Origin of the sequence: Amycolatopsis sp. MEPSY49 (assembly GCF_051337345.1) — a bacterium.
In the GTDB taxonomy this organism is placed as follows: domain Bacteria; phylum Actinomycetota; class Actinomycetes; order Mycobacteriales; family Pseudonocardiaceae; genus Amycolatopsis.
In genome coordinates, this window is record NZ_JBDLYJ010000005.1 from 375,943 (window position 1) to 400,971 (window position 25,029).

30 protein-coding genes are annotated in these 25,029 nt (G+C 73.5%); 16 read left to right on the forward strand and 14 right to left on the reverse strand.

The features are described from left to right. Nucleotides 1-30 precede the first annotated feature (30 nt). Complete coding sequence (locus ABFJ78_RS24850; RefSeq protein ID WP_436389015.1) at nucleotides 31-1,026, forward strand: aldo/keto reductase; 996 nt, start codon at nucleotides 31-33, stop codon at nucleotides 1,024-1,026. Nucleotides 1,027-1,060: 34 nt separating this feature from the next. Beyond that, on the forward strand, nucleotides 1,061-1,408 hold the full coding sequence (locus ABFJ78_RS24855) for a UBP-type zinc finger domain-containing protein (protein ID WP_436388751.1): 348 nt from the start codon (nucleotides 1,061-1,063) through the stop codon (nucleotides 1,406-1,408). On the opposite strand, the gene ABFJ78_RS24860 is transcribed toward ABFJ78_RS24855, so the two are convergent. From ABFJ78_RS24860 to ABFJ78_RS24875, 4 genes are read right to left on the reverse strand one after another with little or no spacing between them, the layout of a single operon-like run. After that, nucleotides 1,405-3,222 carry a CocE/NonD family hydrolase gene (locus ABFJ78_RS24860; RefSeq protein ID WP_436388752.1) on the reverse strand — a complete coding sequence of 606 codons (1,818 nt, stop codon included), beginning with the start codon at nucleotides 3,220-3,222 and terminating at the stop codon, nucleotides 1,405-1,407. The genes ABFJ78_RS24855 and ABFJ78_RS24860 overlap by 4 nt on opposite strands. Beyond that, complete coding sequence (locus ABFJ78_RS24865; protein ID WP_436388753.1) at nucleotides 3,222-4,043, reverse strand: ABC transporter substrate-binding protein; 822 nt, start codon at nucleotides 4,041-4,043, stop codon at nucleotides 3,222-3,224. Before ABFJ78_RS24865 ends, ABFJ78_RS24860 begins: the two co-directional genes overlap by 1 nt. Nucleotides 4,044-4,065: 22 nt before the next feature. After that, nucleotides 4,066-4,794: an amino acid ABC transporter ATP-binding protein gene (locus ABFJ78_RS24870; protein WP_436388754.1), complete on the reverse strand. Its 729-nt coding sequence runs from the start codon at nucleotides 4,792-4,794 to the stop codon at nucleotides 4,066-4,068. Next, complete coding sequence (locus ABFJ78_RS24875; RefSeq protein WP_436388755.1) at nucleotides 4,794-5,540, reverse strand: amino acid ABC transporter permease; 747 nt, start codon at nucleotides 5,538-5,540, stop codon at nucleotides 4,794-4,796. Before ABFJ78_RS24875 ends, ABFJ78_RS24870 begins: the two co-directional genes overlap by 1 nt. Before the next feature lie 104 nt (nucleotides 5,541-5,644). Here ABFJ78_RS24875 and ABFJ78_RS24880 point away from each other — a divergent pair, with 104 nt between their 5' ends. Beyond that, nucleotides 5,645-6,721 (forward strand): DUF5937 family protein, encoded by a 1,077-nt coding sequence (locus ABFJ78_RS24880; protein ID WP_436388756.1) that lies wholly within the window; start codon nucleotides 5,645-5,647, stop codon nucleotides 6,719-6,721. A gap of 20 nt (nucleotides 6,722-6,741) precedes the next feature. Here ABFJ78_RS24880 and ABFJ78_RS24885 read toward each other — a convergent pair whose 3' ends face one another. The 4 genes from ABFJ78_RS24885 to ABFJ78_RS24900 form a co-directional block, all read right to left on the reverse strand. Continuing rightward, nucleotides 6,742-7,848, reverse strand: coding sequence for an ANTAR domain-containing protein (locus tag ABFJ78_RS24885; RefSeq protein WP_436388757.1), 1,107 nt, complete (start codon nucleotides 7,846-7,848; stop codon nucleotides 6,742-6,744). A 132-nt stretch (nucleotides 7,849-7,980) separates the two neighbouring features. Beyond that, nucleotides 7,981-8,448: a DUF4383 domain-containing protein gene (locus ABFJ78_RS24890; RefSeq protein WP_436388758.1), complete on the reverse strand. Its 468-nt coding sequence runs from the start codon at nucleotides 8,446-8,448 to the stop codon at nucleotides 7,981-7,983. Nucleotides 8,449-8,473: 25 nt separating this feature from the next. Continuing rightward, nucleotides 8,474-9,643: a zinc-dependent alcohol dehydrogenase gene (locus ABFJ78_RS24895; protein WP_436388759.1), complete on the reverse strand. Its 1,170-nt coding sequence runs from the start codon at nucleotides 9,641-9,643 to the stop codon at nucleotides 8,474-8,476. Further along, complete coding sequence (locus ABFJ78_RS24900; protein WP_436388760.1) at nucleotides 9,640-10,083, reverse strand: hypothetical protein; 444 nt, start codon at nucleotides 10,081-10,083, stop codon at nucleotides 9,640-9,642. Before ABFJ78_RS24900 ends, ABFJ78_RS24895 begins: the two co-directional genes overlap by 4 nt. A gap of 113 nt (nucleotides 10,084-10,196) precedes the next feature. On the opposite strand from ABFJ78_RS24900, the gene ABFJ78_RS24905 reads away from it, so the two are divergent. Next, a complete protein-coding gene (locus tag ABFJ78_RS24905; protein ID WP_436388761.1) occupies nucleotides 10,197-10,505 on the forward strand; it encodes a hypothetical protein in 309 nt (102 codons plus the stop codon). A 13-nt stretch (nucleotides 10,506-10,518) separates the two neighbouring features. Continuing rightward, nucleotides 10,519-10,761: a hypothetical protein gene (locus ABFJ78_RS24910; RefSeq protein ID WP_436388762.1), complete on the forward strand. Its 243-nt coding sequence runs from the start codon at nucleotides 10,519-10,521 to the stop codon at nucleotides 10,759-10,761. Nucleotides 10,762-10,816: 55 nt separating this feature from the next. On the opposite strand, the gene ABFJ78_RS24915 is transcribed toward ABFJ78_RS24910, so the two are convergent. Further along, nucleotides 10,817-11,608 carry an SDR family oxidoreductase gene (locus ABFJ78_RS24915; RefSeq protein WP_436389016.1) on the reverse strand — a complete coding sequence of 264 codons (792 nt, stop codon included), beginning with the start codon at nucleotides 11,606-11,608 and terminating at the stop codon, nucleotides 10,817-10,819. A 164-nt stretch (nucleotides 11,609-11,772) separates the two neighbouring features. On the opposite strand from ABFJ78_RS24915, the gene ABFJ78_RS24920 reads away from it, so the two are divergent. Both ABFJ78_RS24920 and ABFJ78_RS24925 read left to right on the forward strand, forming a co-directional pair. Then, on the forward strand, nucleotides 11,773-12,150 hold the full coding sequence (locus ABFJ78_RS24920) for a hypothetical protein (protein WP_436388763.1): 378 nt from the start codon (nucleotides 11,773-11,775) through the stop codon (nucleotides 12,148-12,150). A 95-nt stretch (nucleotides 12,151-12,245) separates the two neighbouring features. Next, nucleotides 12,246-12,977, forward strand: a complete 732-nt coding sequence (locus ABFJ78_RS24925; RefSeq protein WP_436388764.1) for a hypothetical protein — start codon at nucleotides 12,246-12,248, stop codon at nucleotides 12,975-12,977. 4 nt (nucleotides 12,978-12,981) lie between these two features. Here ABFJ78_RS24925 and ABFJ78_RS24930 read toward each other — a convergent pair whose 3' ends face one another. Both ABFJ78_RS24930 and ABFJ78_RS24935 read right to left on the reverse strand, forming a co-directional pair. After that, a complete protein-coding gene (locus tag ABFJ78_RS24930; RefSeq protein ID WP_436388765.1) occupies nucleotides 12,982-13,776 on the reverse strand; it encodes an SDR family NAD(P)-dependent oxidoreductase in 795 nt (264 codons plus the stop codon). A 4-nt stretch (nucleotides 13,777-13,780) separates the two neighbouring features. Next, a complete protein-coding gene (locus tag ABFJ78_RS24935; RefSeq protein ID WP_436388766.1) occupies nucleotides 13,781-14,581 on the reverse strand; it encodes an alpha/beta hydrolase in 801 nt (266 codons plus the stop codon). 138 nt (nucleotides 14,582-14,719) lie between these two features. Between ABFJ78_RS24935 and ABFJ78_RS24940 the strand changes: the two genes are divergently transcribed. Beyond that, a complete protein-coding gene (locus ABFJ78_RS24940; protein WP_436388767.1) occupies nucleotides 14,720-15,682 on the forward strand; it encodes a LysR family transcriptional regulator in 963 nt (320 codons plus the stop codon). A 94-nt stretch (nucleotides 15,683-15,776) separates the two neighbouring features. Beyond that, nucleotides 15,777-16,442 carry a DUF4097 family beta strand repeat-containing protein gene (locus ABFJ78_RS24945; protein ID WP_436388768.1) on the forward strand — a complete coding sequence of 222 codons (666 nt, stop codon included), beginning with the start codon at nucleotides 15,777-15,779 and terminating at the stop codon, nucleotides 16,440-16,442. Between the two features lie 82 nt (nucleotides 16,443-16,524). Here ABFJ78_RS24945 and ABFJ78_RS24950 read toward each other — a convergent pair whose 3' ends face one another. Next, complete coding sequence (locus ABFJ78_RS24950) at nucleotides 16,525-17,487, reverse strand: zinc-binding dehydrogenase (protein WP_436388769.1); 963 nt, start codon at nucleotides 17,485-17,487, stop codon at nucleotides 16,525-16,527. A 152-nt stretch (nucleotides 17,488-17,639) separates the two neighbouring features. On the opposite strand from ABFJ78_RS24950, the gene ABFJ78_RS24955 reads away from it, so the two are divergent. The 3 genes from ABFJ78_RS24955 (at nucleotide 17,640) to ABFJ78_RS24965 (ending at nucleotide 20,753) form a co-directional block, all read left to right on the forward strand. After that, nucleotides 17,640-18,764 carry a serine hydrolase domain-containing protein gene (locus ABFJ78_RS24955; protein WP_436388770.1) on the forward strand — a complete coding sequence of 375 codons (1,125 nt, stop codon included), beginning with the start codon at nucleotides 17,640-17,642 and terminating at the stop codon, nucleotides 18,762-18,764. Between the two features lie 41 nt (nucleotides 18,765-18,805). Continuing rightward, the gene (locus tag ABFJ78_RS24960) at nucleotides 18,806-18,964 is read left to right on the forward strand and encodes a hypothetical protein (protein ID WP_436388771.1); all 159 of its coding nucleotides are present in this window, start codon (nucleotides 18,806-18,808) and stop codon (nucleotides 18,962-18,964) included. Nucleotides 18,965-19,076: 112 nt separating this feature from the next. After that, nucleotides 19,077-20,753 (forward strand): alpha/beta fold hydrolase, encoded by a 1,677-nt coding sequence (locus ABFJ78_RS24965; RefSeq protein ID WP_436388772.1) that lies wholly within the window; start codon nucleotides 19,077-19,079, stop codon nucleotides 20,751-20,753. 91 nt (nucleotides 20,754-20,844) lie between these two features. On the opposite strand, the gene ABFJ78_RS24970 is transcribed toward ABFJ78_RS24965, so the two are convergent. After that, nucleotides 20,845-21,738, reverse strand: a complete 894-nt coding sequence (locus ABFJ78_RS24970) for an SDR family oxidoreductase (protein WP_436388773.1) — start codon at nucleotides 21,736-21,738, stop codon at nucleotides 20,845-20,847. A gap of 108 nt (nucleotides 21,739-21,846) precedes the next feature. On the opposite strand from ABFJ78_RS24970, the gene ABFJ78_RS24975 reads away from it, so the two are divergent. Continuing rightward, nucleotides 21,847-22,425, forward strand: a complete 579-nt coding sequence (locus ABFJ78_RS24975) for a TetR/AcrR family transcriptional regulator (RefSeq protein WP_436388774.1) — start codon at nucleotides 21,847-21,849, stop codon at nucleotides 22,423-22,425. Here ABFJ78_RS24975 and ABFJ78_RS24980 read toward each other — a convergent pair. Next, a complete protein-coding gene (locus tag ABFJ78_RS24980; RefSeq protein WP_436388775.1) occupies nucleotides 22,401-23,162 on the reverse strand; it encodes a class I SAM-dependent methyltransferase in 762 nt (253 codons plus the stop codon). The genes ABFJ78_RS24975 and ABFJ78_RS24980 overlap by 25 nt on opposite strands. Nucleotides 23,163-23,304: 142 nt before the next feature. Between ABFJ78_RS24980 and ABFJ78_RS24985 the strand changes: the two genes are divergently transcribed. From ABFJ78_RS24985 to ABFJ78_RS24995, 3 genes are all read left to right on the forward strand, one after another. Next, nucleotides 23,305-23,694 (forward strand): STAS domain-containing protein, encoded by a 390-nt coding sequence (locus ABFJ78_RS24985; RefSeq protein ID WP_436388776.1) that lies wholly within the window; start codon nucleotides 23,305-23,307, stop codon nucleotides 23,692-23,694. After that, on the forward strand, nucleotides 23,684-24,469 hold the full coding sequence (locus ABFJ78_RS24990) for a GAF and ANTAR domain-containing protein (protein WP_436388777.1): 786 nt from the start codon (nucleotides 23,684-23,686) through the stop codon (nucleotides 24,467-24,469). The genes ABFJ78_RS24985 and ABFJ78_RS24990 overlap by 11 nt, the downstream gene beginning before the upstream one ends. Before the next feature lie 97 nt (nucleotides 24,470-24,566). After that, nucleotides 24,567-25,004, forward strand: coding sequence for an Hsp20/alpha crystallin family protein (locus tag ABFJ78_RS24995; protein ID WP_436388778.1), 438 nt, complete (start codon nucleotides 24,567-24,569; stop codon nucleotides 25,002-25,004). The last annotated feature ends 25 nt before the right edge of the window (nucleotides 25,005-25,029 follow it).

Genomic DNA, 25,029 nt, shown 5'->3' on the forward strand with positions numbered 1-25,029 from the left:
CCCCACCGCGCCCGACCACCGGAGGCTGCTTTGCAGACTCGTCCCCTGGGCCGGACCGGCATCAAGGTCAGCAGCTACGCGCTCGGCACGATGATGTTCGGGCCGCACGGCAACCCCGACCCCGACGCGTGCGTCCGCATCGTCCACCGGGCCCTCGACCACGGCATCACCACCATCGACACGGCCGACGTCTACGGCGGCGACGGCGAGAGCGAGCGGATCGTCGGGAAGGCCCTGCGCGGCCGCCGCGACGACGTGGTCCTCGCGACGAAGGGCAACGGCCCGATGGGTGCCGGCCCCAACCGGCGCGGCAACTCGCGGCGCTGGATCGTCGCCGCCGTCGAAGGGTCGCTGCGGCGTCTCGGCGTCGACCACATCGACCTCTACCAGCTGCACCACCCCGAGCCCGGCACCGACATCGAGGAGCCGCTGAGCGCGTTGACCGACCTGCTGCGCGCGGGCAAGGTGCGGGCCATCGGGCACTCCAACCTGCCGGCGTCCGAGATCGTCGAGGCACAGTGGGTGGCGGAACGCCGTGGCCTGGCGCGGTTCCGCACCGAGCAGCTGCACTACTCGATGCTCGACCGCGGCGTGGAGCGCGAGATCCTGCCGGTCTGCCGGCGCCACGGCCTGGGCGTGCTCGTGTGGAGCCCGCTGTCGATGGGGCTGCTCTCCGGCCGGTACCGCAAGGAGACGGCCTCGCCCGGCCGCCTGCACTGGGTGCCGAAGCACCTGACCGACCGGCGGAAGCTCGACGCCGTCGAAGCCCTCGTCCCGCTCGCCGACGGGGCCGGGATCCCTTTGCGGCACCTGGCGTTGGCGTTCGTCACCGCGCACCCGGCGGTCGCGTCGGCGATCATCGGGCCCCGCACCGAAGAGCAGCTGGACGACCTGGTCGCCGGCGCCGGCGCGACCCTCGACGACGATCTGCTCGACCGGATCGACGGGATCGTCCCGCCCGGCACCGACCTCGGCCCGATCGACGTCGCCTACGAGCCGCCGCACCTGCGCCGCGCCCCGGGCTGATGCACGCCGGCGCGGCACGAGGCAGACTGTCGGCATGGCCGAAATCGAGGGTATCGACGTCACCGCGGAGCCGAGCGGGACCGGCTGCGCGGAATGCCTCGCCGCCGAGGGGTGGTGGGTGCACTTGCGGCGCTGCGCCCAGTGCGGCCACATCGGCTGCTGCGACTCCTCACCCGCCCAGCACGCGACGGCGCACTACCAGGCGACCGGGCACCCGTTCATCCGGAGTTTCGAGCCGGGCGAGGACTGGTTCTACAACTTCGAGACGGGCGAGGCCTACGACGGCCCCGCGCTGGCGCCGCCGGAGCACCGCCCGGTCGAGCAGCCGGTGCCCGGCCCCGAGGGCCGCGTGCCGGACGACTGGCAGACCCACGTCCACTAACCCGGGAGCACCGAAAGCGTCAACCACGACCGCCCGTCCACGTGGACCCGGTTGGTCGCCACCACCTTCCGCCGGTCACCCACTTCACGCGCCCCCGTGCCGGTGTTCACATCGAACCGCGGGAAGTTGCTGGAGCTGACGTCGAGCCGGATCCGGTGGCCCGCGCGGAACAGGTTGGCCGTGTCCGGGGCCTCCACCGTGATGTCGTAGACCTCGCCGGGCACCAGCGGCGCCGGTTCGGCGAACGAATCCCGGTAGCGGCAGCGCAGGATCCCGTCGGTCAAGTTCATCGCGAACCCCTGCGGGTAGTCCTCGCTCGGCGGGTGGACGTCGATCAGCTTGACCGTGAAGTCCGTGTCCGCGGCCGTCGACGAGACCGCCAGCCGCACCGTCACCGGGCCCGCGACCGCGACGTCGTCGTCCAGCGGCGGGGTCTGGAACACGAGCACGTCCGGCCGGCTCTCCAGCGGCAGGAACGGCGGCGCCGCCCCGAAGAACCGCTCGTCGGGACGCTGGTGGAACGCGCCGCCGCTCATCACCGGCTCGCCCGAGGTGACCTGGCCGCCGAGCGTCGGGACCGGGTCCGCCGGGTCGAAGTCGTACTCCAGGTGGGTGCCGGACGGCGGCGTACGCGTGAGGTCGCCATCGGCGCTCAGGTAGAAGACCTGGTCCTCGGCCGTCTCCGGCGGCCACGCCGTCGCCGTGCGCCAGCGGCCGCCGTGGTCGAGGCGCCCCTCGGCGGTCCGGCGCCCGGACCCGCCGCCCATCAGGAAGTACCGCACCGGCGGCGGGGGCTCGCCGGCGCCGGCGAGGTGGGCGTCGAACCAGCGCAGCCGCATCGTCACGTAGTCGTCGTCGAGGTTCCCGTCGAGCGGCGCCTCGGGGCCGAAGTCGACGTCGCCCGCGTGCCGGACGCTGCGCGCGCCGTGCGTCCACGGGCCGAGCACGAGGTAGGCCGGGCTGTGCTTCTTGCGGCCCAGCTCGCGGAAGTTCTCGGTGGCCGTGCGGATGTACGGGTCGTACCAGCTGGAGATGTGCAGGCTGGGCACGTCCGGGAACCGGTCGTAGAACCCGCGGGCGAAGATGCCGGGCTGGCGCCAGTAGTCGTCGAAGACGCCGTGTTCCCACTGCTCCAGCAGGTAGTCCTCGTAGCCGGGGACGAACCGCAGCGGCGTCGCACCGCGCCGCCACGGCATCCGCGTGAACCACGCCCGCAGGTCCTCGGAGTCCAACGTGGCCCGCAGCACCGGGTCGGCCCGCACCTCGGTGCTGGTGCGGGCGCGATGGAACGCCCACGTCACCTGCTTGAGTTCGAACGCGCCGCCCATCCGGGTGCCCGCTTCGTACGCGCTGGCGAAACCGCCGGAGTCGAGGAACATCGCGGCCAGGTGCGGCGCGCCCAGGGACGCGAGCGCGGCCTGCGCGTGCGCCGAGTACGAGACGCCCATCGTCGCGACGCGGCCGTCGCACCAGTCCTGCGCGGCGATCCACTCGACCGTGTCGTAGCCGTCTTCGGCCTCGTTGAGGTACTTGGTGAACGTGCCGCCGGAGTCGCCGCGGCCGCGGCAGTCCTGGCGCACCACCAGGTAGCCGCCGTCGACGAACCGCCGCGCGACCGCCTCGGGCGACGGCGGCCCGGCGCCGTCGGACGGCCGCGTGAGCCGGCGGCCGTAGGGCGTGCGTTCCAGCAGGACCGGCCCGGCGGGCGGCTCGGGCCGCGCGGCGTAGAGGTCGGCGACCAGGGTCGTGCCGTCGCGCGCGGGGACGTCGAGCACGAGCCGCCAGCAGTCCCGGCTCAGCCGTTCCCAGCCCATCAGAGACCACCCGCGAACTGCGCCCCGAGCGCGGGCCAGGCCGCGACGAGCTGCGGCAGCGGCGCGGTCGTGAAGTACTTGCGGTACAGCCGGGCGTACGTCCCGTCGGCGACCATCGCGCCGATCTGCTGGTCCAGCGCGGCAAGCAGGGCACCGTGGTCCTTCGGCACGGCCATCGACGTCGGGTGCGCCACCGGCGCCGAGGCGGCCTGGCGCAGGGCCGGGTACTGCTTGAGGAACTGCGCGGCGTCGGGGCCGCCGACGACGAACGCGTCGAGGCTGCCGTTGAGCAGCTGGCTCACCGCGGCGTTGGCGCTGGGGAAGCCGATCGGCAGGGCGCCCGGCATCTTGGCCGGCACGAACGGTTCCTGCGTCGACCCGGTGACCACGCCGACCTTGTGGCCGGCGAAGTCGGTGAGCTTCGCCGCGGCGCTCTTCGCCGGGGTGAGGACGGCCGTGGTGCTCCAGAACAGCGGTTTGGTGAAGGAAACGCTCTTCTGGCGTTCTTCGGTGACGCCGAGACCGGCCGCGGCGAGGTCGTACTGGTGGCTGGTCAGCCCGGCCAGCGACGACGTCACCGACGTCGCCTTGTAGTCGACCTTCAGTCCGAGGCGCTTCGCGGCTTCGTCGGTGACGTCGATGACGAACCCGACCGGCTTCCCCGTCGGGTCGCCGTAGGCGAAGGGCGGCTGGCTGGTCTGGGTGGCGGCGCGGATCGTGCCCGGTTCGAGCAGGCCGTACGGGTCGTCGGCGGCCGGCGTGCCGCCACAGCCGGCGAGCAGGAGGGTGCCGGCGAGCGCGGCGAAAGCGAGGCGCAGCATGGGAGTGTCCTTTCCGGGCTTCTCAGAGGACGCGGGCGAGGAAGTCGCGCAGCCGCGGGGTTTCCGGGTCGTCGAGGGTGGCGCGAGCCGGGCCGGACTCGGCGACGCGGCCGTCGTCCATGAACACCACGCGGTCGGCGACTTCGCGGGCGAAGCCGATTTCGTGGGTGACGGCGAGCATCGTCATGCCCGACCCGGCCAGCGAGCGCATCACGTCGAGGACGTCCTTCACCAGCTCGGGGTCGAGCGCGGAAGTCGCCTCGTCGAAGAGCATCACTTCGGGTTCCATCGCGAGCGCGCGGGCGATCGCGACGCGTTGCTGCTGGCCGCCGGAGAGCCGGCCGGGCCGCTGGTGGGCCAGGTGCGCGAGGCCGAGTCGCTCCAGCTGGCTCATCGCCGCGGCGTCGGCGGCGTCCCGGCCGAGGCGCCGGACGTGCCGCAGCGCGGCGGTGACGTTCCGCAGCACGCTCAGGTGCGGGAAGAGGTTGAAGTGCTGGAACACCATGCCGACGCGGGTGCGGACGGCGTCGACGTCCACGCCGGGGCCGGTGATCGCCGTGCCGGCGATGTGGATCTCCCCGGCCGTCGGCTCCTCCAGCAGGTTCAGGCACTTGAGCAACGTCGACTTGCCGGAACCGGACCGCCCGATCACGCAGACGGTTTCGCCGGCGGCGACGTCGAGATCGACGTCGCGGAGCACTTCCAGCGGCCCATAACGCTTGTGCAGGCCGCGCACGGACACCGCGGGCATCACACGGCCGCCTTCGCCGGGACGGCGACCGGCGCCGCGGCCGTCGTGAAGCGCCGGCCTTCGCGCATCCGCCGGTCGAGCCGGTTCACCGCGTAGGTGAGGGGAATCGTCAGCAGCAGGTAGCAGAGCCCGGCGGCGACGAGCGCCGACGAGTTGTACGTCGCCGCCTGCCGTTCCTGGGCGATGAAGTACAGCTCCCGCTGGCCGAAGCCGAGTCCGAGCAGGTACACCAGGGCGCTCTCCTTGACGTCGATGATGAACTGGCCGGCCAGCGCCGGCAGGACGTTGCGCACGCCCTGCGGCACGACGACCACGCGCATGGCCGTCAGGTAGGGCATGCCGAGGCTGCGCGCGGCGTGCAGTTGCCCGGCCGGGACGGCCTGGATGCCGGAGCGGAAGATCTCGGCCGAGTAGGCCGCGGAGATCAGCGCGATGGCGAGCACGGCGTAGCCGAGCGGTTCGCGGCCGAAGGGCCGCAGGCCGGCGGCGGGCAGGCCGACGCCGACCAGGCTGACGGTGACGATCGCGGGCAGCCCGCGGAAGACGTCGACGTAGATCCGGGCGGGCAGCCGGACCAGCCGCCGCCGGGACAGCAGCGGCATCGCCAGCAGCACGCCGGCGACGACGCCGAAGACGATCGCCAGCGCGGCGATCAGCAGGGTGTTGCGCAGCCCTTCGGTGAGCAGGGCGGGCAGCACGTCCAGGATCTCGCGGAGATCGAAGAAGGTGCGCAGGAAGTCGTGCATGGCCTGGCCTCTCGTGTCGCGTTCCGGGAAGGCTAGGTCCGTTTCGCGCACCCGCCGCCGACGTTTACCGCGACCGCGGTAAGGATGGGTCGTACGCTGCACGCATGTCCGTGGTGCTGACCGTCCAGGGCGCACGGGCGGCCGACCTCGTCGCCGGGGTGTCGCCGGTGGCCGAGCTGCTCGCGTGCCTGCACTCGATCGCCGAGCCCGAGCACCACTTCGAGGTGCGGCCGTGGCTCACCCGCGTCCGCGCGGAGACCTCGGCCGCCCTGCACGGCAGGCTGAAGACCTACGCGCCGCTGTGGGCGCGCCGCCGCTGCCGGCTGCTGCTGCCGTTCGGACTGCCGCTCGGGCAGACCTTCGAGGACGAGCTGCGCCGGATCGAGACGCTGCCCCTGGACCGCTTCACCGCCACCGCGGCCGACGCGATCCACGGCGGCCTGGCCGAGATCGGCGACCTGCTGGGCGACGCGGCGGCGCGGGACGCCTACGTCGTTTCGTGCGAGCGGCGGTCGTTCGGCCGCGGCGAGCTGGCCCGGCACCTCGTGGCCGATCCGGCCGCGTTCCGCGCCGACCTGCTGGACGTCCTGCGCGCCTGCGCCGAGGAGTTCTTCGCCGACGAGTGGGCGCGGGTTTCCCACCGCCTGGAAAGCGAATGCGCGACCGTGCGGGCGCGGCTCAGCGCGCTGCCGGTGGCCGAGGCGCTGGCGTCGCTGAGCACGAACGCGGCGGTCCGGCACGACCCGGCGTCGGTGGTGTTCGACAAGCTGCAGTCCCTGCACGCCGACCTGCGCGGCCGCCGCTGCCTGCTGGTGCCGTCCGTGCACGCGCGGCCGCACCTGATCGTCAAGGTCGACCCGGAGTTCCCGGTGGTCGTGCACTTCCCGGTCGAGGGCGACGGCGCCCGCGACACGCTCGCCCAGGTGCGCCTGCGGCTGGCGATCCTCGCCGACCCGGCCCGGCTGTCGCTGTGCCGCCACCTGGTCAACGAGCCGATCACGACGTCCGACCTGGCGGCGCGGACGGGGATGACGGTGCCGCAGGTCTCCCGCCACCTGGGCCGGCTGCGCGAGGCGGGCCTGCTGGTGTCCCGCCGCGACGGCCGGATGATCCAGCACCGCCTCGACCTGCAGCGGCTGATGCAGCTCGGCGTGGACGTGCTGACCACGATCATGCGGTGACGGCGCTCAGCCGCGCCCCGTCAGCGTGACGTGGCGCGGGCGTGCAGGTGCTCGAGGGCGTCGAGGACGATCGTGCGGCTGTGCCAGTCCAGCCAGCGGCCCGCGTCGGCGCAGATCCGGTCCACCAGCTCCAGTTCCGGGGTGCCGGGCAGGTCGGCCGCGCGGTCGTGGTGGGTGGTCAGCACGCCCGCGCACGCGCCGTCCGGGGTGAGGATCGGGGTGCTCTGCACCGCCCGCGCGCCGGCCCGCAGGACGGCGTCGCGGTGCTCGGCCGTGTACACCGGGCTGGACGCGACGTCGGGCACGACGACCCGCTCGCGGCGGTGCTGCGCCTGGGTGCACGCCGCGCCGCTGACCAGGTGGGTGAACAGGTCCACGTACCGCCGGCCGAGGCCGTGGTGGTGCTCCAGCGCGAGGCCGCCGGCGAGGGGTTCGACGCTGTGCACGGCCGCGCGCGGCGCGCCGGTCACGCGCACGGAAATGGTCAGGGCGGCGGTCAACACCGCGGGCGGGGTCCGGCCCGCCGCGCGCAGGACGGTGGGGGGCGCGGCCCGGCGGGTGCGGCCGGGGAACCACACCGGTCCCTCGGGCGCGGGCACGGCGTGCACGGCCGCGGCGAGCGCGCGGATGGTCACGTTGTGGCTCTGCGACGCCTCCCGCACCAGTTCGAACGCCTCGTCGGCGGTCGCCAGCCGGTAGCGCTCGCACAGCACGTCGAGCGCACCGGCGATCCGCGCGCGGTTGCGCGCCCGGCGTGCTTCGACGGCCTCGTTGGCCGCGGGCTCGCCCAGCCGGGCGAGCGCCTCCTCGCGCGTGTTCGCGACGGTGAGGCGGCGATCCGCCTGCCGCAGGCTCCAGGCGACGAACCGGTCGCGGGTGACGACCACGAGCCGGTGCCGCCGCCGCGCCGCGAGATCGTGCAGGCGCACCAGCGTCCGGACGACGACGGCGGAGACGAGCGTCGCCTCGGTGAGGTCGACGACGACGTCCTCGTCGACCTCACCGACGGCGCTCCCGATGTGGGGTCCGGCGGTCATGTCCAGCTCACCCCGCCAGGCCAGCGTGCGGACGCCGGCGGATCTTGCGCGATGCAAGGTGCCGGTGGCGGCGTGCTGCTGTTCGGACATTCGCGTACCCCAAAGCTCGGCCAGGGAAAACCGGCACGCCACTCTGCTGGACGCGGAATCCGTGACCTTACTGTGGCAGAGCCGGGGCCCGATCGCGACCGGACACCGGCGGGCTTCGGGTGGCGACCCGCCTCAGCCGAGCCCGGGACCGCGGGCGGCCCGCGAGTTCGCGCTCGCCCGGGCGGTGAGCAGGCCGAGGGCGATCATGCCGACGCCCAGGCCGAGGTGCAGCCAGTTGTCCGCCGTGTTGACCGGCACGAAGTTGGCGTCGCTGCCGTGGTCGATCAGCAGCCCGTACAGCCACAGGACGAGGTACACGACGCCGCCGGCGACGAGGAACAGCCGTGCGCCGCGGGCGGTCCGGGCCGCGGCCAGGCCGGCGATCCCGAACAGCAGGTGCACGATGTTGTGCAGCACCGAAACCATGAACACGCCCAGCAGCATGGCCATCGAGTCGTGGCCGGCGAAGCTCAGCCGGTCGTAGTCCGTCGTGATGCCAGGGACAAACCCGAGCACGCCGACCAGCAGGAAGACGACCGCGACGACCGCGGCGGCGACCTGCACCGGGGTCCGGGTGCGGGTGGGACTGGTTGCCGACATGATCTTTTTCCTTTCTCGGCGGGGATCAGGGGTGCAGGACGGCGCGCAGGCAGTCGTCCTTCTTGTGCTTGAACAGGTCGTACGCGCGCGGGCCGTCGGCCAGCGGCAGGCGGTGCGTGGCCAGGTGGGCGGTGGACAGCTCGCCGCGGGCCATCCGGTCGAGCAGCATCGGGACGTAGCGCTGGCCGTGCTGCTGCGAACCGCGCACGGTGAGCCCCTTGTTGACGACCGCGCCGAGCGGGAACTTGTCGACGACGCCGGCGAACACGCCGAGCACGAACACCGTGCCGCCCTTGCGGCACGCGTAGATCGCTTCCCGGACCGCGTCGGGCCGGTCGGTCTCCAGCCGCAGCTGCTGCTTGATCTGGTCGTACAGGTGGTGCGCGCCGGCGCTGTGCGCTTCCATGCCGACGGCTTCGATGCAGACGTCCGGCCCGCGGCCGCCGGTGCGTTCGCGCAGCTCGGCGCCGACGTCGGTGGTCGAGTAGTCGATCGTCTCGGAGCCGATGTGCTGCTCGGTCATCCGCAGCCGGTACGGGTAGCGGTCGATCGAGAACACCCGCTCGGCGCCGAGCAGCATCGCCGCCTTCGCCGCCATCTGACCGACCGCGCCGCAGCCCCAGACGGCCACGGTGTCGCCGGGCCGGACCCCACCGAGGTCGGCGCCCATCCAGCCGGTCGGCACCGAGTCGGACGCGAACAGCGCGGTGTCGTCGGCCATGCCGTCGGGGATCGGGAAAGCGCCGTAGTCGGCGAAGGGGACGCGCACGTATTCCGCGTGGCTGCCCCGGAACCCACCCATCGCGTGCGAGTAGCCGAAGATGCCGCCGGGCTCGTAACCGAACAGCGCCGACCCGATGCCCGGGTTGGTGTTGCTGTTGTCGCACAGCGCCCAGAGGTCGTGCGCGCAGTACCAGCACCGGCCGCAGCCGATAAACGAGCAGACGACCACGCGGTCGCCGACTTGGTGCTTGCGCACCTCGGAGCCGACCTCGACGACCTCGCCGGTGAACTCGTGGCCGAGCACGTCCCCCGCCTCCATGGCCGGGATGTACCCGCCGATGAGGTGCAGGTCGGAGCCGCAGGTGGTGGTCGCGGTGACCTTGAGGACCACGTCCTGCTCGTTGCGGATCTCCGGGTCGGGGACGTCTTCGACGGAGAGCTCGTTGATCCCTTGCCAGCACAGTGCTTTCACAGCCGGCCCTCCCCGCCCGCGCGCCGGGTGGCCAGGCGCACGAGCGCCCCGCCCGGCGTCGGCTTCCCGGTCGTCGGCGCGTCCGGGCGGATCACTTCCCCCGTTTCCAGCAGCGACTTGACGTCCCGCAGCGCGCTGCGCACGGGTTGCCGGGGGTCGCGTCCGGCGAGCCTCTTCACGACGCCGCCCGAGCCCGGGTCCCGGGGCCGGGCCGCCAGTTCCGTCCCGTGCCCGCCGGGTGCCGGGCGCACGCGCGTTTCGGCTTCCTCGGCGAGCGCGGCGAAGGCGTCCCGCAGCCGCGGGTCGTTCTCGACCTCCCCGGGTGGCAGGTTGACCGTGACGCCGAGCCAGCGGTTCGGCGCCGCCGCGGACTTCCGCCGCGCCGCGGCCGTGCCCGCCGCGATCCCCGCGACGGCGACTGCTCCGATCGGCCACTTCATAGCCGGTTCCTCGATTCCTCGGGTGCCAGGTCCGGGCGGGCTTCCCGCTTTGCCCGCGAACACACGTGCGGGTGGCGGCCGTTTGTGCGCGGCCGGCCCGGGTACCGGTAGGCATGTCCCTGAGCACGGCGTGCACGGTCTGGCAGGTGCGTCCGGTCGGCGGTTCCCGGTACCGGGTGCGCTACTGCTGCCGCGGCGGCCCGGCCGGCACGTTCGACCTGGTGCTGGGCACCCGCGAGGACCTGCCCCCGGTGGCGGACGCGGACCTGGTGCTCGCCGCGGCGGGGCTGGTCATCGACGGCGTGCTGCGGGCGGGTCACGACGTGCCGCCCGAGACGGATCTCGGCAGCCTCGCCCGCGCGGATCCGGAGTTCCTCCCGGAACTGCGGCGGCGCCTCGGCGCGGTGCCGCAACCCCTGTGAACCGGAGGAACCCATGTCCAAGGTGACGGTGGACGACTTGCGCGGCCTCCTCGAGTCGCCGCTGCCGGACCCGGTGCTGGTGCTGACCGCCGGCCGCCTGCGGGTCGAGCCGGCCGACGCGGAAACCGCCGGGGCGAGCGACGTGATCACGCGCGCGGACCTGCGGGCGCGGCTGGACGGCGAGGAAGCGACGGATCACGAGCTGGAACTGATCGCGGCCACGCTCACCACGGCGATCGTCCAGCGCGGCGGCTGATCCTCACCGGGCCGGCGAGCACCAGCTCCCCGGCCGACGTCCCCTTCGCCCGCCGTCAAAGGATCGGCTTGCCCCCGGTGACCGCGACGCGGGCGCCCGACACGTAACTGCCGTCGTCGGAGGCCAGCAGGACGTACACCGGGGCCAGCTCCGCCGGCTGGCCCGCGCGGCCCAGCGGCACCTGCTGCCCGAACGACTCCACCTGTTCCGCCGGCATCGTCGAGGGGATCAGCGGCGTCCAGATCGGCCCCGGCGCCACGCTGTTCACGCGGATCCCCTTCGGGCCGAGCAGCTGCGCCAACGCGGCGCACATGTTCGCGACGCCCGCCTTCGTGACGTCGTAGGGCATCAGCTGCGGGCTCGGGTTGTCGGAGTTCACCGACGAACTGCCGATGATCGACGCCCCCGGCTTCAGGTGCGGGACAGCGGCCTTGGTGAGGTGGAAGAACGCGCTGAGGTTCGTCGCCAGCGTGTGGTCCCACTCCTCGTCCGGGATCTCCTCCACCGTCTCGTGGGTCATCTGGAAGGCGGCGTTGTTCACCAGGACGTCGAGCCGGCCGAACTCCTCGACCGCCCGGGCGACCAGCGCGCGGCAGTGCGCCGGGTCGGCGATGTCGCCCGGGACGACGACGGCCTTGCGCCCCGCCTCTTCCACCCAGCGCCGCGTCTCCTCGGCGTCGTCGTGCTCGTTCAGGTAGGAGATCAGGACGTCGGCGCCTTCGCGGGCGTACGCGATCGCCACCGCGCGGCCGATCCCGCTGTCCGCGCCGGTGATCAGGGCCGCCCTGCCGGTCAGCTTCCCGGAGCCGCGGTAGGAGTGTTCGCCGTGGTCGGGCCGCGGGGTCATCTCCGCGGTGGTTCCGGGCGGGCTTTGCTGCTGGGCGGGCTGGGACACGGCTGACTCCTCGCCGGGCGGGGGCACGGACCGTGTCCTGGTACCCGCCGGTTCCCGGTTCACACGGCGCGCGGCGGGATTCCCTCGGCCGCGCGGGCGGGATTACCCTGCTCGGCATGGGGGTCTTCGGCAAGCACGGCCCGTTCGGACGGAGGCGCCGGTACCTGTCGGCCGTCGCGGACCGCATCGGGGCCCGGGAAGGTGTGGTGCTCGACGACTCCTTCTCCTGCGGCGGGTGGTCCACCAGTCCCCTCGTACTGGGCGTGATCACCCTCCGGAGCGGCTCGCGGCCCGACGTCCTCCGCGCCCTTATCGACGCCGCGATGGCCGCCGGCTACGCCGCACCGACCCGCCTGGAGGAGCGGGGCTGCGGGTTCGTCCGGAACCCTGGCCTGCCGATGCTGGTCATCGAGGCCTTCCCCGCCGGGAAGGTCATCCCGCACCACGGCACGGTCCCACCCGGCCGGACCGGCGTCGTGGTCAGCCTGGCGTAGCCCACAGGGCCGACAGGACGTAACGCATCACCCACTCGGTCGATAACCCGTTCGTGTCCGGAACACCCGGACCTTCACGAACGGACCCACTCACCATGTCTCGTCTCCACCTGGGAGCACTCATCGCCACCGGGGCGGTCGCCGCCCTCCTCAGCGCCGGGTGCGCAAGCACCAGCGGCACCGCGGAACCGGCCGCCGCCAGTTCCGCGCCGACGTCCGCGAGCCCCTCGGCCGCGGCGCTCGACGCCGCGAAGGCGGGCTCCGCCGTCATCGACGCCGCGAAGCAGGCCAAGGCCGTCCACGTCCGCGGCGTCGTCTCCGAGGGCGGGAACCTCAACCTCGACCTGCAGCTCAACCCGGACAGCGCGAGCGGCACCGTGGTGCAGGACGGCCTGGAGATCCCGGTCCTGCGCACCGGCGACAAGTACTTCTTCCGGTTCAGCGACTCGCTGATCAAGAAGGCGGGCATCCCGGCGTCGGTCGGCAAGCTGCTCAGGGACAAGTGGGTGCCCTCGACGTCGCAGATCGGCGCCGGGATCGGCGAGGCGTTCAAGCAGTTCCTCGACTACAAGACGTTCACCGACAACACCGTCGGCCAGCTGGACGCGGCGAGCTTCACCGCGAGCGGCCAGACCACGACCGACGGCATCCCGGCCCTGACCTTCACCACCTCCGACGGCACGGCGACCGTGGCCGCCGGCGAGCCGCACTACCTCCTGCGCATGCAGGAGCCCAAGAGCGGCACGCTCGAGTTCTCCGACTGGGACAAGCCGACGACCGTCACCGCCCCCAAGGCGTCCGAGATCTACTCCGGCCCCGGGGCGTAGCCGGTCAGTGCAGTTCGGTCGTGTAGCCGCCGTCGACGGTGACCGTGGTGCCGGTGATGTTCGCCGCCACCCGGTCACTGGCCAGGAACACGGCCAGGTTCGCGACCTCGGCCGGCCGGGTGAAGCGGCCGGTGACGGCGTGGGCGGCGGCCTCGTCGGCGACGGACGCGGCGGCCGCCCCCGTGGTCGCCGCGATCGTCTCGGCGACGCCGCCCGCGCCCAGCCACAGGTCCGTGGCGACCGGGCCCGGGTTGATCGCGTTGGCGCGGACGCCGCGCGGGCCGAACTCCTTCGACACCGACTTCGTGAAGCTGACCAGCGCCGCCTTCGCCGCGCTGTAGTCGATCACGCCGGGGTCGGGCAGGGCGGCGTTGATCGACGCGATCGTGACGACGCTGCCCCGCCCGGCCGTCACCATCGACGGCAGCACCGCGCGGGTGGCCCGGACCGCGCTCAGCAGGTTGAGCGTGAGCGACCGCGACCACTGCTCGTCGGTGACCAGCAGGAAGCCGTCCGGCCGCGGCGTGACCGCGCCGACGTTGTTGACCAGGACGTCGACGCGCCCGAGCTCGCTCAGGGCCAGCTCGACGAGCCGGCCGGGCCCGTCGGCCGTCCCGAGGTCCACGGCGAGCGCGTGCGCCTTCCCGGCGCGGACGAGCGCCTCCAGGCCGGGGCCGGGCTCGCGGGCACCGGCCACGACGTGGGCGCCCTCGGCGACGAAGGCTTCGGCGACGGCCAAGCCGATGCCGCGGCTGGCCCCGGTGACGACGGCGACCGCGCCGTCCAGACCCAGGTCCACGGGCTCAGACCCCGTGCTCGCGCAGCCAGCCGAGCACGGCGTCGGCGACGTCGCGCCAGCCGCTGTCGACGGTCAGCGAGTGGCCGCGGCCCTCGAACTGCTTCAGCTCGGTGACGGCGGTGGAGTCCCGGTACTGCTTGAGGGTCGAGCGGGTGACCACGTCCGGGACGGTGTGGTCGGCGGTGCCGGAGACGAGCAGCAGCGGGCCGCGGTCCGCGCGCCGGGTGTCGACCTTCGCCTGCGAGTGCAGCACGAAGTTGGCGGCCGCGGCCTGGAACAGCGGCCGGGCCGGCGACGGGATCGTCCAGCGCCGGAACAGCTCCGACGACTCCTCGTCGCTCAGCGCGTTGCCGAAGCCGAACCGGAACTCCTTCTCGGTCAGCGAAACGGACCGGTGGAGGTTGGCGGGGTTGCCCAGCGCGGGCAGGCCGGCGCGCAGCTGGGCCAGCGGCAGCGGCAGGACGCCCTTGATCTGCGCGGGGTCGATCGCGACGCCGGCGAGCCCGATGCCCTGGCCGAGCAGCTTTTCGGTGATCAGGCCGCCGAACGAGTGGCCGATGACGACCGGCGGCCGGTCGAGGCCGGCGATGATCGACGCGTAGTGGTTCGTCGCGTCGTCGATGGAGGTGTCCGCGACGGCGTCGGGGTTCGCCCGCGCTTCCTCGACGGTGGCGGGTTCGTTCGGCCAGCCGGGCGCGACGGGCGCGTACCCGGCGGCCCGGAAGTGGTCGATCCAGGGGTCCCACGACGTGGCGTGCAGCCACAGGCCGTGGACGAACACGACCGGGGTTCCGGTGTCTGCCATCGCGTCCTCCGCGTTTCGAGCCGGTTTCTCCCTGCAGCCAACCGGTCCGCGGCCCCGGCGTCCAAGACCTGGTGCGTGCGCATCGATAGCCGGGATGGCATCGTTGGCGCTCTGCTCCCTTCGCGCGGGAAGGCCCGGATGGACCTCGACCTCAGGCTGGTGCGGTACTTCGTCACGGTCGCCGACGAGCTCCACTTCGGACGGGCCGCCGCCAAGCTGTTCATCAGCCAGCCGGCGCTGTCCAAGCAGATCCGCCGGCTCGAAGCCGACGTCGGCGCGCCGCTGCTGGTGCGCGACAGCCGCCACGTCACGCTGACCCCGCGCGGCGAGCGGTTCCTGCACCACGCGCGGCAGCTGCTCGCCACGGCCGAGCAGATGCTGCGCGAGCCCGCGCCGAACCGCGTGCGGGTCGCGCACATCTTCGAGCTGGACACCAGCCGCGTGGTCGCCGACGCGTTCATCGCCGCCCACCCCGGCGTCCAGGTGGTGCAGAGCCAGATGGACAGCGCCCGCCAGCTCGCCGCGCTGCTCGACGACCTCCTCGACGTCGCGGTCATCCGCGTCACCGCCGCGCTGACGGCCGAGCACCCGGCGGGCTGGCGGCACGAGCGGCTGCGGCTCGAGCCGTTCCGGCTGGTCGGCCGCCCCGGCGACCCGCGGCGGCCGACCGCGTCGCTGCACGAACGTCCCCTCGAGGTCTTCGCGGACGCTCCCGGCACGGCGCTGTACAACGTCCACGGCCGGTACCTGACCGCGCTGGAGCAGCAGACCGGCCTGGCCCTGCGCTGGCTGGGCAACCCCGGCACGTTCGAGCACTGCCACGCCGCTCTCGCCCGCGCGGCCGGCAGCGCGTTCCTGCTGGAGTTCGCCAGCTACGCCCGCCGGTACGCCGAGCGCGGCGTCCCGGTCCACCGGCCGCAGGAGCTGCAGCCGGTGTACCCGTGGTCGCTGGCGTGGCGGGACGGCGAGCCGCCGGAGACCGTCCGGGAGTACCTGCGGATCGCCCGCGAAACCGCGGGCCGGCACCGCTGGCTGCACCCGGAACGGGCGGGCGCCGCGCCGCTGTGGGCTCCCCCGGAAGATCTGTCAGCACCCGGCTGAGCCGTGTCAGGCCGGTGGCCGCCGGGTGTCAGGACGGCCGGACATCGTGGTTCTCGTCCCCACCGACGGGGGCACCGGAACCGAGGAGACCACGATGCCGAACTTCACCACCCCCGCCCCGATCACCGCCGTCCTGGACCTGCCCGCCGGGCGCGTCCACCTCGCCGCCGGCGACCGCGCCGACACCACCGTCGAGGTCCGGCCGGCCGACCCGGCCAAGAACCGCGACGTCAAGGCGGCCGAGCAGACCACCGTCAGCTACGCCGACGGCGTCCTGACGGTGCGGGCCCCGCAGGGCAGGAACCAGTACTTCGGCCCCACCGGCGCGATCGAGGTCGTCGTCGGGCTGCCGGCCGGGTCCGACGTGCGGGCCACGACCGCCGCGTCGGAACTCGTCGGCACCGGCCGCCTCGGCGACGTCGTCTTCGAGGGCGCCTACCGCCGCATCCAGCTCGCCGAAGCGGCCGGCGTCCAGCTCACCGCGACCGACGGCGACGTCGAGGTCGGCCGCCTGGACGGCCCGGCGCGGATCACCACGGCGCGCGGCGACATCCGCATCGCCGAAGCGGTGCGCGGCGACGTCGTGCTGGACACCCAGCAGGGCGCGATCACGATCGGCGCGGCGGCCGGTGTCTCGGCGTCCCTCGACGCGGGCACGTCGTACGGTCGCATCGACAACGCGCTGAAGAACACCGGGACGCCCGAGCTGGCCATCCGCGCCACCACGTCGTACGGCGACATCGTGGCCCGGAGCAAGTGACGGCCGGGGCCGGCGAGCGGCCTGCTGAAGCCAGCGACTGGCGGGACCCGGCGCCGATGCAGACGAACCCGGCTGACCCGGCTCAGGGCACCACGACCAGCTTCCCGCTCGCCTGGTCGGCTTCCATGTACCGGTGGGCCTCGACGATCTCGGCCAGCCCGAAGACGCGGTCGACGTTCGGCCGGTACACCCCGGCCTCCACCTCGCCGACGATCCGCTGCAGCACGTCCGCGCGGCCCTTCATGTCGTCGCTGTGGAACGCCGTCAGCCGGGTGCCGGACGGGATCATCGCCACCGGCTGGAAGTCCGCGATCGACCAGCCGCTCAGCGAGCCCGCCACGCAGACCGTGCCGCCGCGGCGGACCAGCTTCAGCGAGTCCACCGCGGTGCGGGCGCCGACCAGGTCCAGCACGTGGTCGGGGCCGCCGGGCCACGGCAGCTCCAGCGGCCCGCCGTCGTCGATGAGGACGTGGGTGACGCCGGCCGCGGTCAGCGCGGCCGCCTTGTCCGGGCGGCGGGTCGTCGCCGCGATCTCGGCGCCGTGGCCCGCCGCGATCGACGCCGCCGCCAGCCCGACCGACGACGTCCCGCCGCGGATCAGCAGCCGGGTCCGGCCGATGCCGAGGGTGTCCAGCGCGCCCTGGGCGGTCAGGTACGTCTCGGGCAGCGCGGCCAGGACGTCCCACGGCAACGCCGTCGTGATCGGCATCAGCAAAGCGTTGGGCAGCAACGCGTATTCCGCGTAACCGCCGTCGAACTCCCGCCCCATCTCGCCCATCACCGCCGCGACGGTCGTGCCCTCCGGCAGCGCCGGATCGGTCGACTCGGCCACGACCCCGACGCATTCGATCCCGAGCACGCGCGGGAACCGCACGTTCGGCGAATGCCCTTGCCGGGTCCGCAGTTCCGACCGGTTCAGGCCCGCGCCCAGCACCCGGACGAGGCTCCAGCCGTCCCGCACCGCCGGCACCGGCACCTCGCGGACTTCCAGCACCTCCGGGCCACCGGCTCCGACGCAGACCGCCGCGCGCATAGTCGTGCTCACGGGCGCGACCGTGCCACGCCGAAGATCGGCTCGGCAACGCCTTTTCGCGGGGTAGTGCCAGCGCTACCCGAGATCCGGTGGCCCGCGCTACTGATCTTCGTGCCCGTTTCGAGCAGCATTTCCGCTATCGATCCGGACCTGGAGGAGAAACGATGCGCAAGGGTGTGGCGATCTTGACCGTGGCGGGCCTGCTGGGCACCGTCACCACGGCGGCGGCCGCCGCGGACACGAAGTCCCCGGTGCAGGACAGTCTCAACGCACTGGTGAGCCAGGAGAAGTTCCCCGCCGCCCTCGCCTGGGTGGGCGACGGCCGCGGTTCGACGTCGCTGGTCGCCGGGTCCGCGCGGCTGGACCGGCGGGTGCCCGTCCCGCGCGACGGCCGGGTCCGCGCGGGCAGCAACACGAAGACGTTCACCGCGGTCGTCGTCCTGCAGCTGGTGGCCGAGGGCAAGGTCGAGCTGGACGCGCCGATCGAGAAGTACCTGCCCGGGCTGGTGCGCGGCGAAGGCATCGACGGCCACGCCATCACCGTCCGGCAGCTGCTGCAGCACACCAGCGGGCTGCCGAACTACACCGCGTACCTCGGCGTCGAGAACTTCGAAGACGTGCAGCACAAGTTCTTCCAGCCCCACGACCTGCTCGCCGCGGCGCTGGCCCACCCGGCGGACTTCGCGCCCGGGACGAAGTGGGAGTACAGCAACACCAACTACCTGCTGGCCGGCCTGCTGATCGAGCGCGTGACCGGGCGCCCGGTGCAGGAGCAGATCACCGAGCGCGTGATCGAGAAGGCGGGGCTGCGCGACACGTACTGGCCGCAGCCGGGCGACCAGACGATCCAGGGGCCGCACCCGCACGGCTACGCGCTTGCGAACAGCACGGGCACGAAGGTCGTCGACGCGACCGAGATGGACCCGTCGTGGGGCGGGGCGGCGGGCCAGCTGATCTCGACGCCGAGTGACCTGGCGAAGGTCGACCGAGCCCTGCTCGAGGGCCGGCTGCTGCCGCCCGCGCAGCTCGCGGAGATGCGCAAGACGGTCGACGCGCCGCTGTTCCCGGGCTGGCAGTACGGGCTCGGCGTCTTCCGCGTCCCGCTGAGCTGCGGCGGCGGGTACTGGGGCCACGGCGGCGACATCGACGGCTACGAGACCCGCGGCGGCGCCACCGAGGACGGCCGGTCGGTCGGCCTGGCCGTGACCGCGCTGCCGGGCACGTTCGGCGACGGCGAAAAGGCGGCGAAGGCCGTCCTGTCCGCAGTGGACACCGCGTTCTGCTCGTGACGGGCCCGCTTGGCCCGGTGGTTCCCGGGTAACCGGGTCCCATGACCGAAGCCGAGAACGGACCCATCACCCCCGACGCGCCGCGCCCGCCCGGCACGCCGGAGCTCGACCTCGACGTCCCCATCCCGGAGACGGACCGCGAGGAGCCCGAGCACCAGGACGTCGACGAGGGCGCCGCGGAGCCCGAACCGCCGAGCTGATCACCGGATCGAGGGAAATCCCGGTGCCGTCGGTGGTCTTCGGGCTGCCCGCGCCCGTCCCGCCGTGCTTGGGTGTTCCCGGGTTGCCTGGGAACGAGGAAGGAAAGCTGCGGTGCGGACGTCCAAAGCGGGGCTGGCGGTGGCCGTCTCGATCCTGGTGGCGGCGACGGCACCGGCCGCGGCGACCACGCCCGATCCGCTCGCGCCCTACCTGACGCAGAAGGTCGAGTGGGGCAGCTGCCCGTTCAAGGACGCCAAGGCCCAGTGCGCGCGGATCACCGTGCCGCGAGACTGGTCCGCGCCGTCGCCGGGGACCGACCTGAAGGTGGCGATCAGCCGCGCCGCCGCGACCGGCGAGCGGCGGGGCGCGATCCTGGTCAACCCGGGCGGGCCCGGCGGGCAGGGCACCTCGCTGGCCGGCGCGCTGGCCGGCCTGGAACCGGCGGTGAACGAGCACTACGACTTCGTCGGCATGGACCCGCGCGGCACCGGCCAGGAGGGCGGCGACGACGAGGGGTTCGTCTGCCGGGTGCCGACCGGGCGGCTGCCCGCCGAAGCCGGCCTCGACGCGCGCGACCGTTCGCCCGCCAGCATCCTGGCCCACCAGCGGACGCCGCGGGCGGTGGCCGAGGCCTGCCAGAGCGACGCGCTCGCGCCGTACGTCACGACCTGGCAGACCACGCACGACATGGACCTGATCCGCGCGCTGCTGGGCGACGAGAAGCTGAACTACCTCGGCTACTCCTACGGCACCTGGCTGGGCGCGAAGTACGCGTCGCTGTTCCCGAAGCGGGCCGGCCGGATGGTCCTCGACTCCAGCGTCAACTTCGAGGGCAGGCTGCAGGCCGCGTTCGAGGCGTTCCCGAAGATCGACCAGCGCCAGTTCGACCGCGTCTACGCGCCGTGGCTGGCCCGGCGGTTCCCGGACCAGCTCGGCAAAACCGTCGGCGAGGTGAAGAAGACCTTCGAGCGGGTGCGCGGCTACTTCCGCGACCAGGGCGTCTCGCCGGACGTCTTCGACCACGTCTTCGTCGGCAACGGCAGCACGCGGCAGTGGCTGGTCGGCGCGCTGGTGCTGACCAAGGGCGTGGCGGCCCTCGACGGCACCAAGCCGGCGCCACCGGCCGCGCTGGCGGCCGACCTCGACCGCGTGTCCCGCGCGGAGTTCGGCGTCCCGGTGGCCCGGCTGACGGCGGCGGACGTGGCGCCGCCCGAGCCCGACTACGCGGACGTGGGCGGCACCCGCCTGGCCGTGGCGTGCGGCGACCAGCCCACCCGCGCGGCCACCTGGTACAAGCTGCTGAGCGACCTGCAGGGCCCGGCCTACCCGCTGTTCGGCTGGGCGTACGGGCTGAGCGAGCCGTGCGGGTTCTGGTCCGACCTCCCGCGCCACCAGCTGCCGACGTTGCCGGCGGAGGCGGCGAAGAACGTGCTGGTCGTGCAGGGCGAGTTCGACCCGCAGACGGGCTACGAGCAGGCCGAGGCGGCGGCGCGGGCGGCCGGGATCCCGATGGTGTCGGTGGCGGATTCGCCGTTCCACGGCCAGTACGCGGTCAGCAAGAATTCCTGTGTGGACGGTCTGGTGAACGGCTGGTTCCTGGGCGCCGCCCGCCCGGCGGCGACCATCTGCCCGGGGGTGCCGTTGCCGGGTGAGAAGACGGTGTACCCGGTGACCGGCCCCGCGGGCGAGGCGACCGGGCAGGCGGTCCCGGAGCCCGCACCGCGGGACGCGCTTTCGCCGACGCGGGAACGGCTCCAGGCCCGGATCAGCACCGTCAACCGCGGCTAGCCTCGGCGGGATGCCGGTTTCGGTGGTCGTGTACGACCCGTTCAGCGCGTCCGGCGAGGTGAACGACTCGTTCATCGCATCGCCGCAGCTCCTAACCCGAATACGCGCCACCGTCGAGGTCCTCGATCAGCGTCGGCCCGCCCGGCACCCAGCCCAGCAGTTCCCGCGTCGCCGCGCTCGTCGCCGCCAGGTCCATCGCGAAGAACCCGCCGATCCACCCGTAGTGCTCCGCCACATCGGCCGGGTCGACCGACGCCACCGGCAGGTCGAACGCCCGGCCGATCGCCTCCGCGATCTCCTTCGTCGGCACGCCTTCCTCGGCCACCGCGTGCAACCGCGCGCCCGCCGGGGCCTTCTCCAGGCCCGCGACGACCATGCGCGCCGCGTCCGTCACGTGGACCGCCGCCCAGCGGTTCGTGCCGTCGCCCGGGTAGGCCGACACGCCCTTCTCGCGGGCGATCGCCGACAGGACGGCGATGAACCCGTGGTCGCCGGTGCCGTGCACGGTCGGCGAGAACCGCAGGCTCACCGGCCGCACGCCGCGGCCGGCGTACTCCAGCGCCAGGTTCTCGGCGCCGCCGCGCGGGGAGTCCGGGCCGTGGAACGGGGACGCGTCGGCTTCGGTCGCCGGGCGGCCCTGCCCGATGCCGGCGATCCCGGACGCCAGCAGCAGCGGGCGGCCGCTGCCGGAAAGCGCGTCGCCGATGGTCTCGACCGCGGCCCGCTCGGCCGCGTTCGACACCGCCGGGTTGGCGAAGTCGTGCTTGTTCGCCAGGTGGATGACGGCTTCGGCCGCCTCGGCGCCGGCGCGGAGGCCGGCCAGGTCGTCGAGGTCGCCGCGGCGGACCTCGACGCCCTTCGCCTCGAGCTTGGCGGCGGACGCGGCCGACCGCGCCAGCCCGGCGACCTCGTGGCCGGCGGCGAGCAGCTCGTCGACGACGGCGGAGCCGATCCAGCCGGAGGCTCCGGTGACGAAAACGCGCATGGGGTGAACTCCTTCGAGAGAGACATGATGTCAGTGACCGACGTCAGTCGCTGACATCCACACCGTACGCCTCCATGTCAGCTCCTGTCATCACCTAGACTCGATCGCATGGTGCGCTGGGAACCCGGAACCGCGGAACGGCTGCAGAAGGCCGCGCTCGAGCTGTTCGCCACCCGCGGCTACGAGCAGACGACCGCCGCGGAGATCGCGCAGGCCGTCGGCCTCACCGAACGCACCTTCTTCCGGCACTTCAGCGACAAGCGCGAGGTGCTCTTCCAGGGGCAGGAACTACTGGTCCAGGCCTTCCTCGACGGCATCGACGCCGCGCCGCCGGACGCGTCGCCGTTCGAGGTCGTCGCCTGCGCGCTGCGGTCGGCGGGGACGTTCTTCCCGGACGAGCGCCGCCCGCACGCCCGCACGCGGCAGTCCGTGATCGACCGGAACCCCGCGCTGCAGGAACGCGAGCACCACAAGCTGACGACCCTGGCCACGACGGTCGCCGCCGCCCTGCGCGCCCGGGGCGTCGACGAGGTCGCGGCCACGCTGGCCGCGGATTCCGGCGCCACCGTGTTCGGGATCGCGTTCACCCGGTGGCTGCGGGAGGAGCGGTCCCTCGCCGACATCGCGGCCGAAGTGCTGGCCGAACTGCTGACGCTGGCCGCTCAGGCCTTGCGCCCCACGAGGTGAAAGACGCGGCTGAGCCGGCGGTAGGGATCGCGCCGGCCGGCCTCGAACTCGACGGCCGCGACCCGTTCCGCGTCGGCCGGGTCCACTTCGGTGCCGCCGAAGCCGAGCCAGTCGACGAACAGCCAGACCCCGTACCACCGCACGGGTTCCACGCCCCGGGCCCGGATCAGCTCGCTCAGCTCCTCGACGGTGTCGGCCCGGGTCGGGACGCCCAGCACGCCGATCTCGCCACGGCTGTCGAACGCCGCCAGCGCGTCGTCCCACCGCTGCTCCAGCGCCGGCCGGACCGCCATCGCGTGGGCGTTGCCCGCCATGATCGAGACGACGCCGCCGGGCGCGGCGAGGCGGCACAGCTGGTCGAGCACCGGCTCCGGCCGCTCGAGGTACCCGAGGACGCCGTGGCACAGGACGGCGTCGAAGCGCCGGCCGCCGACGGCTTCCCCGGCGTGCTCGCCGTCGGACTCGAGGAACTCCACGCGCTCGGAACCCGGCCGTCGGCGCGCCTTGGCCAGCATCGCCGGAGACGGGTCCAGCAGTGTGACGGCGTACCCGGCCTCGGCCAGCGGGAAGGACTGGTGCCCGGCGCCACCGCCGACGTCGAGCACGGTGGCCGGCGGCGGCGGGAGGTGTTCCAGCAGCTGGCGGTGCAGGACGTAGGTGCGCACACGGCCTTTCACCGACGCGTAGGCGTCGTCGGCGAACCGGCCGGCCAGCGCGGCCCAGGTGTCGTCACCCACGCGGTTCACGGTACCGGCGCGCGCCGGGTGACTCGGGGTGCCGTGCGGGGTAGTGTCGTCGTCGCTGCGGTTGAGCACAGCAGCCGCCTCCTGGAACCCCGAGGGCCCGCGCACCCGCGCCGGCCGGGACCGAGGTGAGACCATGCAAGCCACCACCATCCGGCCGGGGATCGCTCTGCTGGCGGCCGCCCCGTCCCGCACGGCGATCACGACGACGGCCGAACGCACGGTCGTGACCGTCTCCGGCGAGCTGGACCTGGCGCGGACGGACCGGCTGGCGGCGTTGCTGCGCGAAGAGCTCGATCTGGCGCCGAGAGCGCTGGTCATCGACCTGACCGGGCTGGCCTTCTGCTCGGCCCGCGGGCTGGGCGTGGTGCTGGACGCGGTGTCGGCGGCGCGCGCGGCGGGGGTGCCGGTGGCCGTCGTCGCCGGGGGCCGGGCGGTGCTGCGTCCCGTCGAGGCGCTGGGACTCGAGGACGACCTGCCCCTGCACCGCACGCTCGCCGACGCGACGGGGCACCATGACCACTGAGCAGGAATGGCAGCGCGACAAGGAAACCTTCGTCGCCGGCGAAACCCGGCCCGGCCCGCTGGCCGGGGAGTTCGCCCGGCTGACCACCCGGCTGCTGGCCGCCCCCAGCGTCGAGGACGTCCTCGAGCGCGTGCTCGAGGCCACCACCCTGATGGTCCCCGCCGCCGAGCTCGCCAGCTTCACGCTCATCGGCGCCGACGGGCAGTTCCACACCCCCGCGGAGACCGGCGGGGTGGCCGTCGAGCTGGACCTGCTGCAGTACCGGTTCCGGGAAGGGCCGTGCGTCGAGTCGGCCGAGCCCGCCGGGCCCGCGGTCGCGATCTCGCCCGACCTCGCCGACGAGCCCCGCTGGCCGCGGTGGGCCCCCGCCGCGGCGGCGCTCGGCGTGCGGGCGGTCGTCTCCACCGCGCTCATCCCCGGCCCGCCCACCGGCCGGTCCATCGGCGCGCTCAACGTGTACTCGCGCTCCCCGAACGGGCTGGACGAAGCCGACCGCGACGTCCTCCTGCTGCTGGCGACGCACGCGTCGCTGGCGCTCGCGGCCACCGACGCCGTCACGCGCGCCGAGCTGCAGACCGCGCACCTGCGCAAGGCGATCGACAGCCGGGACGTGATCGGCCAGGCCAAGGGCATCATCATGGCCCGCCGCGGCGTGTCGGCCGACGAAGCGTTCGACGTCCTGCGGCGCACCTCCCAGGACCTGAACGTCAAGCTGGCCGAGCTGGCCCGCACCCTCGCCGAGCGGCACACCGAGATCGACCTGCCCGCCGGCTGACGTCATCATTTCGACGACTTCCCTCTTGTCATCGTTCGGACGACATGTTAGAACAGTAGTGCGTGTTGACACCCCGATGTCGAACAGGAGGAGAACGATGTTGATGCGCACCGACCCGTTCCGCGAGCTCGACCGCTTCGCCCAGCAGGTCTTCGGCAGCCCCGGCACGTGGTCCAAGCCGGCCGCGATGCCGATGGACGCCTACCGCGCCGGTGACGAGTTCGTGGTCTGCTTCGACCTGCCCGGCGTCACCAAGGACGCCATCGAGCTCGACATCGAGCGCAACGTCCTGACCGTCAAGGCCGAACGGCGGCCCCTGCCCGGCGGCGACGACGTCCAGATGCAGGTCTCCGAGCGCCCCCTCGGCGTCTTCTCGCGCCAGCTCTTCCTCGGCGACACCCTCGACGCCGACCACATCAAGGCCGACTACGAGGCCGGCGTCCTGACCCTGCGCATCCCGGTCGCCGAAAAGGCGAAGCCGCGCCGCATCGAGATCTCCGGCGCGGAGTCCGACCGGAAGCAGATCAAGGCCTGACGCACCCGGCCGCGGGGGGGGGGGG

Coding starts and splice junctions, on each gene's coding strand:
- ABFJ78_RS24855 (WP_436388751.1), top strand. CDS start 1,061: ATGGCCGAAATCGAGGGTATCGACGTCACCGCGGAGCCGAGCGGGACC.
- ABFJ78_RS24860 (WP_436388752.1), bottom strand. CDS start 3,222: ATGGGCTGGGAACGGCTGAGCCGGGACTGCTGGCGGCTCGTGCTCGAC.
- ABFJ78_RS24865 (WP_436388753.1), bottom strand. CDS start 4,043: ATGCTGCGCCTCGCTTTCGCCGCGCTCGCCGGCACCCTCCTGCTCGCC.
- ABFJ78_RS24870 (WP_436388754.1), bottom strand. CDS start 4,794: ATGCCCGCGGTGTCCGTGCGCGGCCTGCACAAGCGTTATGGGCCGCTG.
- ABFJ78_RS24875 (WP_436388755.1), bottom strand. CDS start 5,540: ATGCACGACTTCCTGCGCACCTTCTTCGATCTCCGCGAGATCCTGGAC.
- ABFJ78_RS24880 (WP_436388756.1), top strand. CDS start 5,645: ATGTCCGTGGTGCTGACCGTCCAGGGCGCACGGGCGGCCGACCTCGTC.
- ABFJ78_RS24885 (WP_436388757.1), bottom strand. CDS start 7,848: ATGTCCGAACAGCAGCACGCCGCCACCGGCACCTTGCATCGCGCAAGA.
- ABFJ78_RS24890 (WP_436388758.1), bottom strand. CDS start 8,448: ATGTCGGCAACCAGTCCCACCCGCACCCGGACCCCGGTGCAGGTCGCC.
- ABFJ78_RS24900 (WP_436388760.1), bottom strand. CDS start 10,083: ATGAAGTGGCCGATCGGAGCAGTCGCCGTCGCGGGGATCGCGGCGGGC.
- ABFJ78_RS24905 (WP_436388761.1), top strand. CDS start 10,197: ATGTCCCTGAGCACGGCGTGCACGGTCTGGCAGGTGCGTCCGGTCGGC.
- ABFJ78_RS24910 (WP_436388762.1), top strand. CDS start 10,519: ATGTCCAAGGTGACGGTGGACGACTTGCGCGGCCTCCTCGAGTCGCCG.
- ABFJ78_RS24915 (WP_436389016.1), bottom strand. CDS start 11,608: ATGACCCCGCGGCCCGACCACGGCGAACACTCCTACCGCGGCTCCGGG.
- ABFJ78_RS24920 (WP_436388763.1), top strand. CDS start 11,773: ATGGGGGTCTTCGGCAAGCACGGCCCGTTCGGACGGAGGCGCCGGTAC.
- ABFJ78_RS24925 (WP_436388764.1), top strand. CDS start 12,246: ATGTCTCGTCTCCACCTGGGAGCACTCATCGCCACCGGGGCGGTCGCC.
- ABFJ78_RS24935 (WP_436388766.1), bottom strand. CDS start 14,581: ATGGCAGACACCGGAACCCCGGTCGTGTTCGTCCACGGCCTGTGGCTG.
- ABFJ78_RS24940 (WP_436388767.1), top strand. CDS start 14,720: ATGGACCTCGACCTCAGGCTGGTGCGGTACTTCGTCACGGTCGCCGAC.
- ABFJ78_RS24945 (WP_436388768.1), top strand. CDS start 15,777: ATGCCGAACTTCACCACCCCCGCCCCGATCACCGCCGTCCTGGACCTG.
- ABFJ78_RS24955 (WP_436388770.1), top strand. CDS start 17,640: ATGCGCAAGGGTGTGGCGATCTTGACCGTGGCGGGCCTGCTGGGCACC.
- ABFJ78_RS24960 (WP_436388771.1), top strand. CDS start 18,806: ATGACCGAAGCCGAGAACGGACCCATCACCCCCGACGCGCCGCGCCCG.
- ABFJ78_RS24970 (WP_436388773.1), bottom strand. CDS start 21,738: ATGCGCGTTTTCGTCACCGGAGCCTCCGGCTGGATCGGCTCCGCCGTC.
- ABFJ78_RS24975 (WP_436388774.1), top strand. CDS start 21,847: ATGGTGCGCTGGGAACCCGGAACCGCGGAACGGCTGCAGAAGGCCGCG.
- ABFJ78_RS24985 (WP_436388776.1), top strand. CDS start 23,305: ATGCAAGCCACCACCATCCGGCCGGGGATCGCTCTGCTGGCGGCCGCC.
- ABFJ78_RS24990 (WP_436388777.1), top strand. CDS start 23,684: ATGACCACTGAGCAGGAATGGCAGCGCGACAAGGAAACCTTCGTCGCC.
- ABFJ78_RS24995 (WP_436388778.1), top strand. CDS start 24,567: ATGTTGATGCGCACCGACCCGTTCCGCGAGCTCGACCGCTTCGCCCAG.